This window comes from Sphingomonas sp. (genome assembly GCF_003248515.1).
GTDB lineage: Bacteria > Pseudomonadota > Alphaproteobacteria > Sphingomonadales > Sphingomonadaceae > Sphingomonas_I.
The window spans coordinates 94,528-111,515 of record NZ_QFOB01000013.1 but is presented as its reverse complement, the minus strand read 5'-3'; the positions used below and the strand labels follow the sequence as shown (position 1 = coordinate 111,515).

Below are 16,988 nucleotides of genomic sequence, written 5' to 3'. Positions count from 1 at the left end.
GATGATCTGCTCCTCGCTGAACCTGGTCTTCTTCACGTCCGTCTCCTCACGAAGCCGGACTCTAGCTCAAACTGGCGGAGTTTCAGGGGAGCACGTCACGACGGAAGCCTTCCGGGCGCCTCGCCCCTCTGGAAAGTCGTCGATGTGAGATCGATCTTTTCCGCGATCGGCCCCGCAAAAATCGCCAACCCGCTGACAAGCCTCAACGAAGTGGGCCTGTACAACGAATATGCCGACGACGCGAATGTCGGACGGTTCAATTTTTCGAACACGACAGACGTTCTCTCGATCTACGGCGAGGCCAATCTCGACACCCGCATCTTTTCGATCCCGCTCAGGGGATCTCTCGGCCTGCGGTATGAAAAGACGAACCAGAAACTGGACGTCCTGAATCGCTTCCGCCCCTATTCTCTCCCGATCGGTTGCCTCTGCGATTTTGCCGAGCGCCGGCTGAAGAACAATTATGGTTACTTCCTGCCTTCCGGCATCCTGATCCTAGAGCCGGCGAGGAACCTGCTTTTCCGCTTTGCCGCCTACAAGACGTATGTGCGTCCGCACCCCCGCCAATTCTCACCGGTCACGTTGACGGGTGTTGTCAACGATACAACCGGCGAAGTCGCCGTGACGCTCGGCAATCCGGATCTGAAACCCTATACCGGCACGTCCCTCGATCTTAGTATGGAATGGTATAATCGGCCTGGCGGCGTCTTCGCCGTCAACCTGTTCCAGAAGCGCTTCAAAGGCCTGATCCAGACCATTCGTGGCGCGGCGCTTTGCCCCACCGATGGCGGAGGCCTAGGCTTTGGAGCGCTCCGGGCCAGCGGCGATCAGTGCATTGCGCCGGAAACTCTCGTGAACGGCGTGCCGTTGATCGTGAACATCACGGGTAACGCTAATTCAGATGCGCCCATTACCGTTCGAGGCATTGAGGTGAACGTTAAGCAGAACCTCGATTTCCTGCCCGGATTCTTAAAGAATTTCGGCGGTGGCGCAAATTATGGGTATACCGATATCAGTGGAACATTCGCGGATGGCCAGACCGCCAGCCTGGCGGGTGTGTCGAAGCACAATTTCAACATCATCGGCTATTATGAAGTCGATCGCTTCGGTTTACGCCTGACGTATAACTATCGCACGCAATACGACGTTCCCGATACGGCAGTGCTGGGCTTCGGCGGAACACAGCGTCGCGTTGCCCCGCGCGGTCAGCTGGATGTATCGGCGACGTTCAACGTGACGGAAGATATCAGCCTCAACCTCAGCGCATTCAACGTTACCAATGCGGTGCGCAAGGAATATCAGGGCATCGAGGCGCAGGCGCGACGGATCGACTATGATGGCCGCACCTTCCGCCTGGCCGTGAACGCAAAGTTCTGAACCGGGGACTGAGCGCTTCAATAGTGGCGTGCCCGCTCACCCGATTTGACGCATAGGCGGCGGATCCGGCGAGCGGGCAGGCCTATGACCGGTTGAAAGGTTGCCATGGCACCAAACCGCAGACAGGCCGTGCGGTGGCTGGGCGCCGCAGCGGCCTGCGCACCATGGCCCGGCATGGCGTTCCCCGCCGCCCCCCGAAACCGATTATCACGGCTTTGCCATGCGCTCGTTCGATGTGGACGGGCGCGCGGCACATCTCGTCTCGCCGGCCCGCCCGCGAGGAGGGGGATGACCTGATAGTCTCGCCCTTGCCCGACACCCCGGCCGGGCCGGTCGGGATCCGGACCTACCACGATCACCGCATCGCGATGGCCTTCGCTCTGGCGGGCCTGCGCCTCCGCGGGCTCACGCTCCTTGATCCGGGCTGCATCGCCAAGACCTATCCCGGCTACTGGCGCATACTGCAGGGACGGGGGGGCCTGCAACCGTCGCCCGCCCTGCCGGCCTGAGCGACATAGCCTGATCGAGGCGCCGGGGGCGACCATCGCGATGCCCTCTCCCGATCGGGAGAGGGCAATCCCTCCACCGCGTATCGGACGATCAGGAAGGCCTCACGCGCGGAATCCCGGACAAGGACCTGCGTGGACCCGACGGCATCGGGCGGAGTGGCGAGGGTGAAGGCATTCCCCTGATCGAGCATGTCGCTGGCCGCCACGGGACCCCCGAATTCGTCGTGCCCGCCATCCGCGCCATGAAGTTGAGGGAGCTTGCAACACGCGCCCCCCTTGCTCGAGTACACTCGTTGAGTGCACTTGGGCCTTGGCTGACCCAAGAAAATGATGGAAAATCAGTACCACGTGGGATGCGTTGACGCCTCCCGTAGGGGTCACCAGCGATTTCAATTATCTGATCGAAACCCGTCGAGCCCCGCCCCCTCATCAGGCGGGCGAAGGCGGATATCCGGCCGGTGACGCATGGCCCGCTCCGCGATAATCATCGGGCGCGCGATCAGGACGGATCGCTCCGGAGACCATTCATGCCCCTGCTCGAACGGCTCGCCCTTTCGCTGCCGCTGGTCCAGGCGCCGATGGCCGGCGTCTCCACGCCGGAAATGGCGGCGGCGGCATCCAATGCCGGCGCGCTGGGATCGATCGGCGTGGGCGCGACCGATGCGGCGGGTGCGCGCGCGATGATCGCGGCGGTGCGGTCGGCCACGGATCGGGCGTTCAACGTCAATCTGTTCGTCCACGCGACACCGAGGGCCGATCCGGCGCGTGAAGCGGCCTGGATCGAAGGTCTCGCCCCCACTTTCGCCGAGTTCGGCGCGGAGCCGCCCAAGGAGCTGCGAACGATTTACCGCAGCTTCGCCGACGATCCGGATATGCTGGCGATGCTTCTGGAGGTGGCGCCTTCGGTGGTGAGCTTCCATTTCGGCCTGCCCTCCCCCTCTGTGATCGCGGCGCTGCGCGCACGAGGCATCGTGCTGCTGGCGACGGCAACCAATCCGGAAGAGGCGCGCGCGATCGAGGCGGCTGGCATTGATGCGATCGTGGCGCAGGGGATCGAGGCGGGCGGCCATCGCGGCATGTTTGACCCCGCGGCGCCGGACGATGCGCTGGGCATGATGGCGCTCACGCGGCTGCTGGTGCGCCAGAGCCGCATCCCCGTGATCGCGGCGGGCGGCATGATGGACGGGGCCGGCATCGCGGCGGCGCTGGATCTGGGCGCGGTGGCGGCGCAACTCGGCACAGCCTTTGTGGCCTGTCAGGAATCCGCGGCGGACGAACGCTACAAGGCAGCGCTCACCGGCCCCGGCGGCCATCATACGACATTCACCGCATCGATATCCGGCCGCCCCGCACGCGCGCTCGCCAATCGCTTTACGGCGCTGGCCGAAACGCTGGGCGGCCTCGCTCCCCCCGATTATCCGATCGCCTATGATGCCGGAAAGGCGCTGCACGCGGCGGCGAAGGCCAAGGGCGAATATGGCTTCGGCGCGCAATGGGCAGGACAGGGCGCGCCGCTTGCTCGGGCGATGCCCACGGGGGAAATGGTGCGGACGCTGGCTGCGGAATGGGATGCATGCCGGCGGAGGCCCCACTAGGACCGATCTACATTCGGCCCTTGGGCCAGCCGGAACCTTCGACACCGCCCCGGCCGGGTCTCACAGCCGCCGCGCCAGCGCCTCGCCCTGCCGGATCGGGGATCCCTCGCTTATTCCGTCCGCCGGCGCGAAGCCTTCGGGCAGGAACATCACGATCGTCGAGCCATGCTCGAACCAGCCCATCTCCTCGCCCTTCGCCATATCGGCCGAGAGCGGCACGGTGCGATCGCCCCCTTCCCGCAGCAGTCGATCCGTATCGAGGAACGTGAGCCGGATGCCCGCCACGAGAATGGCGGCGACCGCGACGAGCAGGAAGGGCGCGCCGCCGTCATGCATCCGGCAGTTCACCACCGCGCGCTCGTTACGACAGAAGAGGCGCTCCACCCGCCTGAGCGCGATCGGATTGACGTTCCAGCAATCGCCGGAAAGGTAGCGTACGCGCTCCACCGTCAGATCGGCGGGCGCGTGGAAATGGTGATACATCGCCGCCGTCAGCCGCAGCGTGATGAAGGTGCCGCCGGTGAAGGGCACGGCATCGGCCGCATCGCCCAGCAATTCGGCCAGCGAATAGGGCATGCCCTTGATCTGGTGCACCTCGTCACCCAAAACCCTGCCGATCGCACCGACGATCGCATCGCAGGGGCTGGCGAGAATCTCGGGCCGTGCATCGATCGTCCGCGCGCCCGGCTTCAGCCGCCGCGTGAAGCAATCATGCATGCTGCGAAAGCGCGTGGTGGCGGCATCCGACAGATCGAGATCCGAGAAGATCCGCCAGACCCGGATCGAAGCCTTGCTGACGAGGGGCTGCTCGATCCTGCTGAAACGACCGACCAGATTGGTGGCGAAGCGGCGCGGCAGACGGTTGGTGAGCAGGAAGTTCACATCCTCCTGCAGCAACACGCGCATCAGGGCACCCCGGACTGTCATCGTTTCATCGCCTTCACTGTCATAATTGCTTGCCCGGCCGCGCGTAGAGCATGGCCATGATCTCCACCTTCGCTCTCGTCGCGGGTAGCGCCGCGACCGCGCTCGGCGCCGATCGCGCCCGCCGCCGCCTGATCCTGTCCAAGGCCAAGCATCCCTCGCTCGCCGGCCATGTCCGCTGGGGCAAGCGGATCGCCGCCCTGATACCGGGCAATTGTTACGACGCGGCGGAGGCATTCCGGATCGACGGCGCGCGCGCCGAAATCGAAAGCGCGCGCCGTGCCGGATTCGAGCGGCTCGCCGCTTATTACGCGCAGACCTTCCCCGTAAGCCGCGCGCTTACCGCCGAGACGAGGAGCGGCCTTTCGGACCTGCAATTCACCGGCCGCTATCGCGTGCCCTTCCAGTTCGCCGACATGGTTTCGACGACGCTGGCGGCCGGCGCCTTCTGGGAAAAATCCGAAGGCCCGCGCCTCACCGATCCGGATGGCAACGGCTTCTGGGATCTCACCGGATCCTATGGCGTGAATGTGCTGGGCAACGAAGCCTACAAGGACCTGATGCGCGAGGGCGCGGCGACCGGCGAGGCGCTGGGCGCCGTGCTGGGCGGGCTGCACCCGATCGTGGCGGACAATGTGAAGCGGCTGAAGGCAATCTCCGGCCTCGACGAAGTCTCCTTCCACATGTCCGGCACGGAAGCCGTGATGCAGGCGGTGCGGCTGGCGCGCTACCATACGGGCAAGCGCCATCTGGTGCGCTTCTGCGGCGCCTATCATGGCTGGTGGGGCGATGTGCAGCCCGGCATCGGCAATCCCGTGCCCGCCGACGGGACCTACACTTTGGCCGACATGTCCGAAAGATCGCTGCGCGTGCTGCGGACCAGGAAGAATATCGCCTGCGTGCTGGTGAACCCGCTTCAGGCGCTGCATCCGAACCGGGGCGCGCCGGGCGACAGCGCGCTGGTGGCGGGCCGCGACCTCGCGGCGGCCGACCGCGCGACCTATGCCGAGTGGCTGAAGCGACTGGCGGCGGTCTGCCGCGAGCGCGGCATCGTGCTCATTCTGGACGATGTGTTCACGGGCTTCCGCCTCGCCCCCGGCGGGGCCGCCGAATATTATGGCGTGACGCCCGATATCGTCACCTATGGCAAGACTTTGGGTGGCGGCTTCCCGGTAGGCGTCGTCTGCGGAAAGGCCGCGCTGATGCGGCGCTTCCGCGAGGACCGGCCGGTCGACATCTGCTTCGCGCGCGGAACCTTCAACAGCCATCCTTACGTGATGGGCGCGATGAACGCTTTCCTGCGCCGGCTGGAGGAACCCGCCACGCGCGCGCTCTACGAAGGGCAGGATACGCGCTGGACCGCCCGCGCCGCATCGCTGAATGCGCGGCTGGGCGAACGGGATCTGCCGTTGCGCGTGACGAACCTCGCCTCGATCTGGACGATCCACTACACCGCGCCGTCGCGCTACAACTGGATGCTGCAATATTATCTCCGCGCCGAAGGGCTCGCGCTCAGCTGGGTGGGCACCGGGCGGCTGATCTTCAGCCTCGATTATGACGATGCCGCCTTCGCGGATGTCGCCGATCGCTTCGTGGCCGCGGCGCTGCGGATGCGGGCGGACGGCTGGTGGTGGTTCCCGAAAGGCGCGACCGGCAAGAAGATCGGCCGGCAGCTTCTCAAGGAAGCGATCCGGGGCCGATTGGGGCGATAGAAGATCCTCCCCCCTGCCAAAGGGGGACGGGGATCATGCGAAGCATGGTGGCGGGGCATGGTGGCGGGGTGGCTGTTCGCAATGCCGCCAGCGGAATCGCGAACAGCCCCTCTCCCGTGGCGCCTTCGGCGCGCGCCATCCCCGTACCTTGCGGATGGAAGATCGGGTCAGGCGATGCCGTGATGATCGATCCGCTCGCCCTTCAGCAGGCGGAAGGGCGCGCGCCAGTAGAGCAGGAAATCGTTGAACGGATCCGTCACGATCTTCGTCGCCCAGACGATGCCCGACATCACATCGCGGATGAAGAATAGCTGCACCGTGCGGAACAGCAGCCCGCCCGCGCCGACCGCCAGCCACAGATAGCCCACCGAGCGCAGTATATCGCGGAAGCCCTGCGGCTCCGGGACGAGGCCGAACAAGGTGGGGCTGGCGAACAGGATCAGCGGGCTCAGCGCCCACAGGGTCATCAGCACGACCTTGCGGAACAGATTGTAGCCGACCTTGATGTCTTCCTTATGCTCGTGGGTCGCCTGGTTGAAATGGTCGTAGCCCTTGGGCTCGAAGAAGAAGTGGCCCGCCTGGCGGCTCGTCATCGCGACACCCCAGGCGAGCAGGCTCGCCAGCGCCGGATCGGTGAAGAGCAGTACATAGGCCGTGAGGAACGTGATCGCGCTCACGAAGTGCAAGCTCTGGTTGATCAGGCTGTGATGATAATAACGGTGATCGTCCCAGCGCTGCTCGGCGAGCTGCGCCTTGAAGCCGACACGGTCTTCCATGTCGGCCTGCAATTTCAGCGCCCTCATGCGACGGCTCCCGGAAGCTTGCGGTAGCGGATCAGCTCGAAATGACCGAGCGGAGGCAGTGGCGATCGCTCGACGAGGCGCACCGAAGGCGCCCCCCGTTCCCACGCCGCATAGCGCTCCCACGAAAATTCGGTGCGGAAGCCCAGCCGGCTCGTGATCGGCATCAGGATTTTCTCGATCGAGGCGCGCGTGCCTTCGTCGGCGCCGATGCGCGTGGTGATGATGACTTCACCGCCCGGCCGCACGACGCGGGCCAGTTCGTCCAGCGCGCGCTCGGGGTTCGGCACGGCGGTGATTACATATTGGGCGATGGCGACATCGAAGCTCGCATCGGCGAAGCGGAGCATTTCCGCATCCATCACCTCGATCGCCTCGACATTGTTGAGGCGCGCGGCGCGCCGGCGCGCCTTGTCGAGGATCTTCTCCGAAATATCGATGCCATAGACGCGACAATTGCGCCCGTAGAGCGGCAGCGAGATGCCGGTGCCGACGCCCACCTCCAGCACGCGCCCGCCGATCCGGCCGGCGGCCTCGATGGAGCGCGCGCGGCCGGTGCGGAAGACCGGCCCGAAGACGAGATCATAGACCGGCGTCCACCTGTCATAAGCCGACGCGACGCCGCTGGTATTCATCGTAAGTGCCATTGCGGGCTCCCTGGATCGAAGCCCCTCTATCGGACAAGCACAAGACAAGACGGCGAAGATAAAATGAAAGTTCGATGACCGTGGCCAAAATGAAATCGGCCGATCATCGAACCGTCATCTTGCCGAAACGAGACCGTCTCCCTCCGCGACTAAGCAGAATGGCAGGTTGCGAGGAGAAGAGGCGCGATGTCTCAGCCGGAAGCGAAGCGCGAACTGCGCCCCGCCCACCCCGTTCGTCCCCCAGTTCCGTCGCCCGCGCGGCGCCCCGTTCCGCGCATGCCGGGCTGGCTGCTGGAGCCCGAGGCCGAGCATAAATCCCCGCATCGCGAACGGCTCCAGTTCCGCACCGTCTGGATTTCCGACGTGCATCTCGGCACGCCCGGCTGCAATGCGGAGCTTCTGATCGACTTCCTCAAGTCGATCGAGTGCGAGACGCTGTATCTCGTCGGCGACATCGTGGATGCCTGGCAGTTGCGCAAGGGCTGGTACTGGCCGCCTCGCCACAACGACATCGTCCGCCGCATCCTGAAGATGGCGAAGCGCGGCACGGACGTCGTCTATATTCCCGGCAATCACGACGAGATCTTCCGCGATTATGTGGGCCTCGGCTTCGGCGACGTGACGATCGCGGACGAAGTGATCCACACCACCGCCGATGGCCGCCGCCTGCTGGTGCTACACGGCGATCAGTTCGATGGCGTCGTGCTCTACGCCCGCTGGCTCGCCTTCCTGGGGGACAGTGCCTACACGATGCTGCTCAAGGCGAATGCGGGCGTGAACTGGGTTCGTCGCAAATTCGGCCTGCCTTACTGGTCGCTCGCCGCGCACCTGAAGAAGAAGGTCAAGAACGCCGTCCAGTTCATCTGCCGCTACGAGGAAGTCGTGGCGCATGCCGCCGCCGAGCGCGGCGTGGACGGCGTGGTCTGCGGGCACATCCATTCGGCCGAGATCCGCCAGTTTGGCGACATCACTTATTATAATGACGGCGATTGGGTGGAGAGCTGCACCGCGCTCGTCGAGCAGGCGGACGGCACGATCGAGGTGATCGACTGGGCCGAGATGCGTCGCGCGGAGGCGCTGGCGAGGCCCAGGGCGGATCCGCTGCCCGGCCGCGATCTGGTGCCGGCATGAGGATCGCGCTCGTCTCGGATGCGTGGACGCCGCAGGTGAACGGCGTCGTCCGCACCTTGCAGACGACGGTGGCGATGCTCCGCGCGCGCGGCCATCAGGTGGCAACGATCACGCCGGACGGCTTCCGCACCGTCGCCTGCCCCACCTATCCGGAAATAAGGCTGGCGCTGGGCTGCGGCCGCGCCGTGGCGGAGCGGCTGGACCGGACAGCGCCCGATGCGGTGCATATCGCCACGGAAGGCTCGCTGGGCTGGGCCGCGCGGCGCTGGTGCCTCGCCAGCGGCATGCCCTTCACCACGAGTTTCCACACGCATTTCCCCGATTATGTCGCGATGCGCACGGGCCTGCCGGCGCGCTGGTTCTGGCCGATCCTCCAGCGTTTCCATCGCCCCGCCCACGCCATCATGGTCGCCACCGAGACGCTGGCGGGCGAACTGGCAGCCCATGGGCTGACGCAGACCCGGCGCTGGTCGCGCGGGGTGGATCTATCGCTCTTCTCGCCCGGCAACGCGCCGCATCCGGCGATCTCCGGCCTGCCCGGCCCGATCCAGCTCTATGTCGGCCGCGTCGCCTGCGAAAAGAATATCGAGGCCTTCCTCGCCACCTCCGTTCCCGGCACCAAGGTGGTGGTGGGCGATGGCCCCGCGCGCGCGATGCTCGAACGGCGCTTTCCCGATGCCACATTCCTCGGCGCGCTGCACGGCGCCGAACTGGCCTCCGTCTATGCGGGTGCCGACATATTCGTCTTTCCCAGCCGCACCGACACGTTCGGCCTCGTGATGATCGAGGCGCTGGCCTCGGGCGTGCCTGTCGCCGCCTTTCCCGTCCATGGCCCGATGGACGTGATCGGCGGGCTCGGTCGTGGCCCCGCAGGATGCGCAGGCGCGCAGATCGGCGCGCTGCGCGATGATCTGGCCGCCGCGATCACGGCCGCGCTCGGCATCGATCGCGCGGCCTGTGCCGCCGAAGGCCGCCGCTATTCATGGGATGCCTGCACCGATCAGTTTCTCGGCGCGCTTGCCACGCCGGCCCGGCGCCTCGATCGCGCCGCCTGACCAAAGATTGCAACCTTCGCCCGTTAGCGCCACGATGACGGCAACCGGCGAGGGCGAATGGCGACGATCACGGTTTACAGTTCCAAGGGCGGCGTGGGGAAGACGACGCTCTCGGTGAACCTGGCCTGGGCGGCGGCGACGCTTTCCGCGCGCCGAACCCTGCTGTGGGATCTCGACGGGCAAAGCGCGGCCAGCTTCATCCTCGCCCCCGATCGCAAGAGCGGCAAGAAAGCGAGCGAGGTGATCGAGCGGGATGTGGCGCCCGAAAAGCTGATCGTGAAGACAGGCATCCCCCGGCTGGACCTGTTGCCTGCGGACCCCTCACTGCGCACGCTGGACCTGCTCTTTTCGGAGCTGGGCGCGAAGAAGCGCCTCCAGAAGATCGCCGGCGAACTGGCCTCCCTCTATGACCGGATCATCGTCGATTGCCCGCCCGGCCTTGGCGTCACGGCCGATCAGATCATCCAGGGATCGTCGCTGATCGTGCTGCCGATGATCCCGTCAGCCCTTTCGATGCGAACGGCGGACGAACTGCGCGAACATCTGAACGAACGGCGCAAGGCCGGCCCGCCGATCCTGCCCGTATTCAACCTCGTCGATCGCCGCCGCCTTTCGCACCGGCAGGCGCTGGATACCGCGCCCGACATGTCCGTCGTGCCGATGGCGAGCGTGGTGGAGCAGATGGCCGAGCGCCACGCCCCGCTCGGCGCCTATGCCCCGAAAAGCGCCCCCGCAAAGGCGATCGCGGATCTGTGGACGGGCATCGAGAAGAGATTGTCGAAGGGGAAATGAAGCCCTGGCTCCCCTGCGGGAGGAAGAGGGCAGCCAGAACCGATCACGTCATGGCCATGGGTGAAGAATATGCGTCATATGTATCTATCCGCCATCGCCATATCATTCGCTACACCCGCCATGGCAGTTCCACTGGCACCACCCCGTCCCGATACGCTGAAGGCAGTACAATCCTTCATCCGTGCGTTGGTAACCAAAGATGCCGCCGCCTACGGTGATATGCTGGCCGAGGACTTCGCCGGCTATGAAAGCATGCAGTCGGCCTCGGAGAACCGGGAAACATGGCTCGGAAAAATCAGAAAGGCCTTCGCCAACGACGGCTTTCACGCAAGCATCATGCAGGTTTTCAGCACGAGCGACTATTCGAGTGGTCGGTATCGCGCCCGAGTGATACTGGTCGAAAACGCCAGTAACTTTACGCTGCGCGACGGCATAACTGGCGACTGCTGCACCTATTATCTTACCGAGACGATCACGTTCGACGGCGGCAAGATCGTGCGGATCGATCGCTCGGACCTCTTCGACAATCGACTTTCCACCACCGGCGAACGGACGGATCTACGATAAGGCCATCCGATCCCGGCCACCATCGGGGTGGTTGGCAAAGGACGGAAGAAAAACGGTGCGACTCTCGCCCTAAGGCCGATCGTACCAGCGATCCGGCTTCGGCATGTCATGATCCGAAACGGGGCCGCGCCGTTTGCGGACGATGGCGAACCCCAGCCCGCTGACAAGCATCGCGATCACCAGGTGGATCGGGCCGAAATGCGCCTCGAACGTCGCGCCCAGCCGGTACAGGATCGGCATGCCCAGCGCGATGAACGCAACGGTGAGGCACAGGCCGATCACGACCGCGAGCGGAAAGGCCGCCCACCATTTCCAGCGCGGCGGGATCGCCACGGCGATCGCCAGCATCAGCAGGCCGACCAGGATCGCCGTCACGACGTTACCCGCCAGATAGGCGGTGAATTCTTCGAAAATCAGATCCGGATCTATCATCACGCCCCGTTTCGTCTGGAGCGTCCATGCCAGCCACGCCCGATGCGGCCCGACACGAAAAGCCCCGCCATCGGCCGGCCTATGCCATTGCCGGCGGCCGCTTTCCATAGGCGGCGGCGCCCCCTCCCCCATCCGTCTCCGATGGAGGAGGAAGACCGGGCCGCATCCACCGCGCGGCCCGGGATCAGGCGATGCCGATCAGAATTTGAAGCGCACCGTGCCGCCGTAGGTGCGCGGATTGCCCGGATAGCCCTGCACCAGCCCGGTCGATTTCGTGAGACCCAGCAGGTTGATATAATAAGCCTTGTCGAACAGATTCTCGACCCAGGCCTGAAGCTCCAGCCTGTCGTCCATCAGCAGCACGCCGGCACGCAGGCTGGCAAGCGCATAGCCCGGCCCCTCGGCGGAGGGATCCAGCGTGATCGTGTAATTCTGCTTCGAACGATAGTTCACGTCGAACAGGCCATAGCCCTTCACCTTCTCGGTGATCTTGTGCGTGTAATCGATCGTGAAATCGCCGGTCCATTTGGGCGCCCACGCCACCTGACGGCCGGTAAGATCGCAGGTGAGCGCGGTCGACTGGGCCGGGCAGACCGAATTGTGGAAGGACGAATAGGTCGCCTTGTCATAGGCGATAAAGCCCTTGGTATGCAGGCCGGGCACCAGCCAGGTCTCCAGCTCCGCTTCCACGCCCTTTGAAGTGAGCGATCCGACATTAGCGAGGAATTTCAGCGCCGTATTACCAACACCCACCGCCTGGTTCGCCTGATAATTCTTCACCTTGGTGTGGAAGGCGGTGACGTTCAGCAGGATGCGGTGATCGAGGAAGAAGCTCTTGAAGCCGATCTCGAAATTGTCGGCCTTCTCGCCCTTCACGGTCTGCGAGGCGCCGAGCGCAATCGCCTGGTTCACGCTCGGATCGGGATTGCTGCTATTGTAGGGCAGCAGGTTGAAACCCGCCGACTTGTTGCCCCGCGCATATTTGCCATAGACGAAGATGTCGGGCGTGATCTTGTAATTGATGCCCGCCTCGCCGGAGAGCGCGCGATCCTTCAGGCTCGCATCGCCATGGCCGAGCTGCGAATTGGCGCCCGCGGCGGACAGCACGTTGATCTGCGCCTGATTGAGATTGCCCGCGTTCGAGACGACCGTGCCATCATAGACATAGCTGCGATCCTCCCACGTATAGCGCAGGCCCACGTCGATCGCGAGGCGGCGGGCCGCATCGGGATGCCAGGTGGCGTTGCCGAACAGCGCGTTCGTATCCGTGTGGAACACCGCGAGGCTCTTCATGCCGAAGCCCGCGACCTGGCTGGCATAGGCGCCCTGCGCCCATGTCTTGCCGCCCAGCGTGGGGAAGGCCGTGGCGGAAGGATTGGCCGCCCAGATATAATATTGGTTGCCGAAACGGATGCGGCTGTCGACCTGCAGGCGCTGGCGGCTCAGGAAGCCGCCGAAGGTCGCCTCGACCGGCCGGTCCTTGGGAGTGGCCCAGCGCAGTTCCTGGCTGAACTGATGTTCCTTGTTGCACGATCCATAATCGGGGATCGCGTTGAGGATGGTATAATCATTGTCGTTGTTGGTGAAGCACGACCATGATTGATAGGCCGTGATCGAAGTGAAGGTGCCGACGCCCTCGACATCCCAGTTCACTTCGCCGCTGCCGCCATCCGACTTCGTCTTGGCGTTCAGCGCCGCGTCGATATTGACGAAGCGATCCTCCTTGTTGCTGGCCGTCAGCGTATAGCCCGCATTGGCCATGCGCGTCTGGAGCGCCGCCGGATTGTAGATGGAGAGGATCACCGGCGAGATGGTCGGGAAGCTCTGGCGCGCATGCGTGCCGATCAGGCGGATCGAGAGATTCTCGGTCGGCGTGGCGAGCAGCTGGCCACGGATGCCCGATCCCTGGCGGGCATTCAGCTTCCGGCCGTCATAGAGATTTTTGTAGGTGCCGTCGCGATCACTGTAGAATCCCGACACGCGGATCGCGAGCTTGTCCGCGATCAGCGGGCCAGTGACGGAGCCCTTCACCTCCTTGAAATCGAAATTGCCATAGGTCGCCTCGCCCGAAGCGCCCCAGTCGAAGCTGGGCTTCAGCGTGTTGATGATGACGGCGCCGGCGGTGGTGTTCTTGCCGAACAATGTTCCCTGCGGCCCGCGCAGCAGCTCGACATCGGCAATGTCGTTGAAATCGATCGAGGCCATGCCCTGCCGACCCGTATAGACACCGTCGACGAAGATGCCGACCGATCCGTCGATACCATCCGTGTTGAAGCCGTTATTGCCGATGCCGCGCACGCCGAGATTCAGCTGCTTGGGATTGGTGAGATAGACGGAGAAGGATGGCAGCTTCGCCTGGAAATTGGTGAAGTTGGTCAGGTTCTGGCGGGTCAGCTCCACCGGCGAGATCACCGTGACCGGGATCGGCACCTGCTGCGCATTTTCCGTCCGCTTGCGCGCGACCACCATGATCTCCCCCGGTGCTTCCGCGTCCGTCGCGGCATCGGGGGCGGCCGCAGTATCGGCAGCGGCGGCAGGCTCGGCGGCAAGGGCCGGCGCGGCCGTGGCGAGGATCGAGGCGGAAAGCAGAAGATGAGCCGCGCCCTTGTGGAGCGCGCGACCGGTGGACGCGGAGCGCATGATATCGATAACCCCTTGCGGTGTGGAACAGGAACCCGCGCAGGCCCGCTTTCTGTAAGGAACGGGTTGGTCCGTCGTCCCGATGGCCGGGGATCGGCGTGTCCGCGCGATTTCGCCGCTAGGGCTGTTCGATGTACCTATTGTGACAAACAATTGCTGTTCGGCGCGGATAATCCGGGTTTGCGCCGTTCATGCCAGGCCCGTCGAAGCATCGCTCCGCCCCCAAGGCAAAGGGACAGGGAACGATGCCTCGACGCGCCCGGCACGAGGCCGCCGCGTCAGCGACGCGTCAGAAGCGCACCGCCACCGTGCCGAACCACTGGCGCGGCGCCAGCGGGAAATAATTGTAGGTCGCGGTGGGCTGGCCGACGCTGAGCGTCGATTCCCCCTTCTTGTTGGTGATGTTGGTGACGTTCATCGAAAGGGTGAGCTTCTTGATCGCCGAGATATTGCCCAGCGGCACATCCACCGCGATCCGGCCGGACATCGTGAAATAGCCCTTCACCGAAAGATCGTTGGTGAAGGTGGCGTAACGCTTGCCCAGATAATCGCCGACCAGCTGCACTTCGAACGGTTCGACGTTCAGCGTCGCCACGGTCTTGTTCAGCCAGTCCGGCGAAGCCGGCACCTTCTTGCCAGATGTCGGCACCGTCGTCGTGCCGGTCGCATAATCGTCCTGGTAGACGGAGCGATTGAAGGACAGCGCGTTATACAGCGTGAAGGTCTTGCCGAAGTGCAGCGTGCCGGCGAAATCGAAGCCGTCCGTCTTCACGCTGCCCACATTCTGCAGGATCGTGGCGCCGCTGGCGATCGCCGTGATCGTCGTGGTCGGGCTGATCGCGAGCAGGCGATTGCTGAAATCGACGTGATAATAGCTGATCTGCCCTTCGAAGGCGGTGATCGGCCCCAGGTTCAGACTGTGGCGCGTGCGCACGCCCGCCTCATAGGTCCAGCTCGTCTCGGGCTTCGTATTGTCCTTGAAGAACTGGAAGAGCGTCTGGCTGCCCAGCGCGAACGGCGAAAGGCCCGCCGCCGCGCTCGTCTGGAACTGGCGCATATTCTTCTGGACGTTGAAGAAGAGCTGCTCGTTGCCGGTCACCTCCCACACGCCGCCGACCTGCGGCAGGAACCAGCGCTTGGTCGTCAGGCTGCCGACCGGAAGCTCGCGCGATCCGGTGAAGGAGCCGGGGATCGGCTGGACCGGAACCTCCTGGCTGGCCTTCTGGATTTCGCCCTTGAAGCCGGCCTGCAGGGTGATGGCCGGCGTGATGTGCCAGGCATCCTGCACGTGATACTGATATTCGTCGACGCGGATCTGGCTGCCATATTGGGTAATCAGCGGCTGCGCATAATCTTCCGGCCGCTGATAGGGGCTGCGGCCATTGTTCACGTCCACCGCATACCAGCGCCGATAGGCCGAGGATTTCTGGCGCTCATACCAGCCGCCGATTTCCAGCTCGTGATTGCCGAGCTCGGCCTTCAGCGTGCTGATCGCGCCATAGCGCTCAATCCGATATTCGGTGGTGCGCGCCGCCATGCCCGATCCGCCGAAGATCGTGGAAAGACGGGCGAGATTGGCCGGTGTCGTCGCGGCACCGCCCGCCGGATCGGGATAATAGAAAGAGAAGAGGCCGGGCAGGCCGGCGGCCGTGATCGGCCCGGCAACGATGCCCACGCCGCTATTGTGATGATAATAGCCAAGGTTCGTCCACTTGATAGTGTCCGAGACGTTCAGCTCATATTTGGCGTAGCCGAGATAATCCCGGCGGATCGCGGCGCTGTAGTAATTCTGGTAATTGGATCCGGGCGCGGCGTTGACGGCCGCATAGGCCGGCGACTGGTAATACGCGATCGCCGCAGCGAAATCCGGAAAGAGGAATGGGCGCGTATAGGGCGCCGTGCCGCGATTATCGACAGCCGCCGTCGTGCCCGATGCCGGGCGCACCACGATCGAGGTGGCATCCTCGTTCGGCTCCTTCTTGTTGGAGAAGGCGAAATAGGTGGTGAGCTTGCCGGTGCTGTCTTCGTGCGTGAACTTGCCGTTCACCTGCCAGCCGCCCTGCTTGCCGTTGAAATCCCAGGCGCGGGCATGCTGCCGCGCGGCCGAAACATAAAGGCGATTATTGCCGCCGCCGAACTCACCCGAATCCATCCGCGCATAGGTGCGCTGCGTATCGTAGCTGCCGAGCGTCTGGGCGAGGCGGATGCCGAACTGCGCATCCGGATCGGAGGTGAAGGTGTCGATCGTGCCGCCGAGATTGCTGGTGGAAGGCGTGCCGAGATCGCCCGCACCCGTTGCCAGCGTGACACTGCCCACATTTTCGGAAATTACCGCGCGCTGCGGCGAAAGGCCGTTGTAATTGCCGTAATTCTGATCGCCCAGCGGCACGCCATCCAGCGTATAGCCCAACTGCTGCTGGTTGAAACCGTGGATGAAGAGCGAGATGTTCTGCTCGTTATTGCCCCACGGATCGGCCGTCAGATAGGTGACGCCGGGAAGGGTCTGGATCGCCTTCAGCGGGCTGATGCCCGGCAGCAGCTTCTGGATTTCCGGCCCTTCCAGCGAGGCGACCGATCGGGTGGTGCGGCCCGTCACGACGATCGCGCCCTCGTCGCCGGCAGCATCGGCCGCGGCGGGCGCATCGGCTGCGGCGTCTCCACTGGCCGGCGCGGCGGGTGCGGCAGCCTGCGCCGCGACCGAACAGCCGATCATCAGGGCAAACAAAGAGGTTCGAGCCAGAAACATGATCCCACCCTTTTCGTTGGTGCGGCGGGTGCCGCGCGGATGGCCGGCCGGATAGGAGCCA

Annotated in this window: 14 protein-coding genes; 8 read left to right on the top strand and 6 right to left on the bottom strand. The window is 64.5% G+C overall.

What is annotated here, in order from left to right; all coding sequences use genetic code 11:
* From DI605_RS18080 to DI605_RS18070, 3 genes are all read left to right on the top strand, one after another.
* The coding region (locus DI605_RS18080) for a TonB-dependent receptor (RefSeq protein WP_293976642.1) at positions 1-1,377 on the top strand (1,377 nt) is incomplete at its 5' end.
* Positions 1,378-1,610: 233 nt separating this feature from the next.
* Complete coding sequence (locus tag DI605_RS18075; RefSeq protein ID WP_293976640.1) at positions 1,611-1,886, top strand: hypothetical protein; 276 nt, start codon at positions 1,611-1,613, stop codon at positions 1,884-1,886.
* Positions 1,887-2,413: 527 nt separating this feature from the next.
* Positions 2,414-3,481, top strand: coding sequence for a nitronate monooxygenase (locus tag DI605_RS18070; RefSeq protein ID WP_293976638.1), 1,068 nt, complete (start codon positions 2,414-2,416; stop codon positions 3,479-3,481).
* A gap of 60 nt (positions 3,482-3,541) precedes the next feature.
* On the opposite strand, the gene asd is transcribed toward DI605_RS18070, so the two are convergent.
* Complete coding sequence (gene asd, locus DI605_RS18065; RefSeq protein ID WP_293976636.1) at positions 3,542-4,408, bottom strand: archaetidylserine decarboxylase; 867 nt, start codon at positions 4,406-4,408, stop codon at positions 3,542-3,544.
* A 56-nt stretch (positions 4,409-4,464) separates the two neighbouring features.
* Here asd and DI605_RS18060 point away from each other — a divergent pair, with 56 nt between their 5' ends.
* Complete coding sequence (locus DI605_RS18060; protein ID WP_293976634.1) at positions 4,465-6,117, top strand: aminotransferase class III-fold pyridoxal phosphate-dependent enzyme; 1,653 nt, start codon at positions 4,465-4,467, stop codon at positions 6,115-6,117.
* Positions 6,118-6,284: 167 nt separating this feature from the next.
* Here the strand turns inward: DI605_RS18060 and DI605_RS18055 are convergent, their stop codons facing one another.
* Together DI605_RS18055 and DI605_RS18050 are read right to left on the bottom strand one after the other, a co-directional pair.
* Positions 6,285-6,920 carry a hypothetical protein gene (locus DI605_RS18055; protein ID WP_293976632.1) on the bottom strand — a complete coding sequence of 212 codons (636 nt, stop codon included), beginning with the start codon at positions 6,918-6,920 and terminating at the stop codon, positions 6,285-6,287.
* On the bottom strand, positions 6,917-7,564 hold the full coding sequence (locus DI605_RS18050) for a class I SAM-dependent methyltransferase (RefSeq protein ID WP_293976630.1): 648 nt from the start codon (positions 7,562-7,564) through the stop codon (positions 6,917-6,919). The genes DI605_RS18055 and DI605_RS18050 overlap by 4 nt, the downstream gene beginning before the upstream one ends.
* A gap of 276 nt (positions 7,565-7,840) precedes the next feature.
* Here DI605_RS18050 and DI605_RS18045 point away from each other — a divergent pair, with 276 nt between their 5' ends.
* From DI605_RS18045 to DI605_RS18030, 4 genes are all read left to right on the top strand, one after another.
* Positions 7,841-8,695: a UDP-2,3-diacylglucosamine diphosphatase gene (locus DI605_RS18045; RefSeq protein WP_293976647.1), complete on the top strand. Its 855-nt coding sequence runs from the start codon at positions 7,841-7,843 to the stop codon at positions 8,693-8,695.
* On the top strand, positions 8,692-9,750 hold the full coding sequence (locus DI605_RS18040; protein WP_293976628.1) for a glycosyltransferase family 1 protein: 1,059 nt from the start codon (positions 8,692-8,694) through the stop codon (positions 9,748-9,750). The genes DI605_RS18045 and DI605_RS18040 overlap by 4 nt, the downstream gene beginning before the upstream one ends.
* A gap of 57 nt (positions 9,751-9,807) precedes the next feature.
* A complete protein-coding gene (locus tag DI605_RS18035; RefSeq protein WP_293976626.1) occupies positions 9,808-10,542 on the top strand; it encodes a ParA family protein in 735 nt (244 codons plus the stop codon).
* Between the two features lie 69 nt (positions 10,543-10,611).
* Positions 10,612-11,109, top strand: coding sequence for a hypothetical protein (locus DI605_RS18030; RefSeq protein ID WP_293976624.1), 498 nt, complete (start codon positions 10,612-10,614; stop codon positions 11,107-11,109).
* Between the two features lie 69 nt (positions 11,110-11,178).
* Here the strand turns inward: DI605_RS18030 and DI605_RS18025 are convergent, their stop codons facing one another.
* The 3 genes from DI605_RS18025 to DI605_RS18015 form a co-directional block, all read right to left on the bottom strand.
* Complete coding sequence (locus DI605_RS18025) at positions 11,179-11,541, bottom strand: hypothetical protein (RefSeq protein WP_293976622.1); 363 nt, start codon at positions 11,539-11,541, stop codon at positions 11,179-11,181.
* Between the two features lie 198 nt (positions 11,542-11,739).
* Positions 11,740-14,181: a TonB-dependent receptor gene (locus tag DI605_RS18020; RefSeq protein ID WP_293976620.1), complete on the bottom strand. Its 2,442-nt coding sequence runs from the start codon at positions 14,179-14,181 to the stop codon at positions 11,740-11,742.
* Positions 14,182-14,470: 289 nt separating this feature from the next.
* Positions 14,471-16,927 (bottom strand): TonB-dependent receptor, encoded by a 2,457-nt coding sequence (locus DI605_RS18015; RefSeq protein ID WP_293976618.1) that lies wholly within the window; start codon positions 16,925-16,927, stop codon positions 14,471-14,473.
* Positions 16,928-16,988: the final 61 nt, after the last annotated feature.

Excerpts from the sequence above, each read along its gene's own strand:
- DI605_RS18015 (WP_293976618.1), bottom strand. The coding sequence starts at position 16,927 with ATGTTTCTGGCTCGAACCTCTTTGTTTGCCCTGATGATCGGCTGTTCG.
- DI605_RS18050 (WP_293976630.1), bottom strand. The coding sequence starts at position 7,564 with ATGGCACTTACGATGAATACCAGCGGCGTCGCGTCGGCTTATGACAGG.
- DI605_RS18025 (WP_293976622.1), bottom strand. The coding sequence starts at position 11,541 with ATGATAGATCCGGATCTGATTTTCGAAGAATTCACCGCCTATCTGGCG.
- DI605_RS18055 (WP_293976632.1), bottom strand. The coding sequence starts at position 6,920 with ATGAGGGCGCTGAAATTGCAGGCCGACATGGAAGACCGTGTCGGCTTC.
- DI605_RS18030 (WP_293976624.1), top strand. The coding sequence starts at position 10,612 with ATGCGTCATATGTATCTATCCGCCATCGCCATATCATTCGCTACACCC.
- asd (WP_293976636.1), bottom strand. The coding sequence starts at position 4,408 with ATGACAGTCCGGGGTGCCCTGATGCGCGTGTTGCTGCAGGAGGATGTG.
- DI605_RS18020 (WP_293976620.1), bottom strand. The coding sequence starts at position 14,181 with ATGCGCTCCGCGTCCACCGGTCGCGCGCTCCACAAGGGCGCGGCTCAT.
- DI605_RS18035 (WP_293976626.1), top strand. The coding sequence starts at position 9,808 with ATGGCGACGATCACGGTTTACAGTTCCAAGGGCGGCGTGGGGAAGACG.
- DI605_RS18045 (WP_293976647.1), top strand. The coding sequence starts at position 7,841 with ATGCCGGGCTGGCTGCTGGAGCCCGAGGCCGAGCATAAATCCCCGCAT.
- DI605_RS18075 (WP_293976640.1), top strand. The coding sequence starts at position 1,611 with ATGTGGACGGGCGCGCGGCACATCTCGTCTCGCCGGCCCGCCCGCGAG.
- DI605_RS18040 (WP_293976628.1), top strand. The coding sequence starts at position 8,692 with ATGAGGATCGCGCTCGTCTCGGATGCGTGGACGCCGCAGGTGAACGGC.
- DI605_RS18060 (WP_293976634.1), top strand. The coding sequence starts at position 4,465 with ATGATCTCCACCTTCGCTCTCGTCGCGGGTAGCGCCGCGACCGCGCTC.
- DI605_RS18070 (WP_293976638.1), top strand. The coding sequence starts at position 2,414 with ATGCCCCTGCTCGAACGGCTCGCCCTTTCGCTGCCGCTGGTCCAGGCG.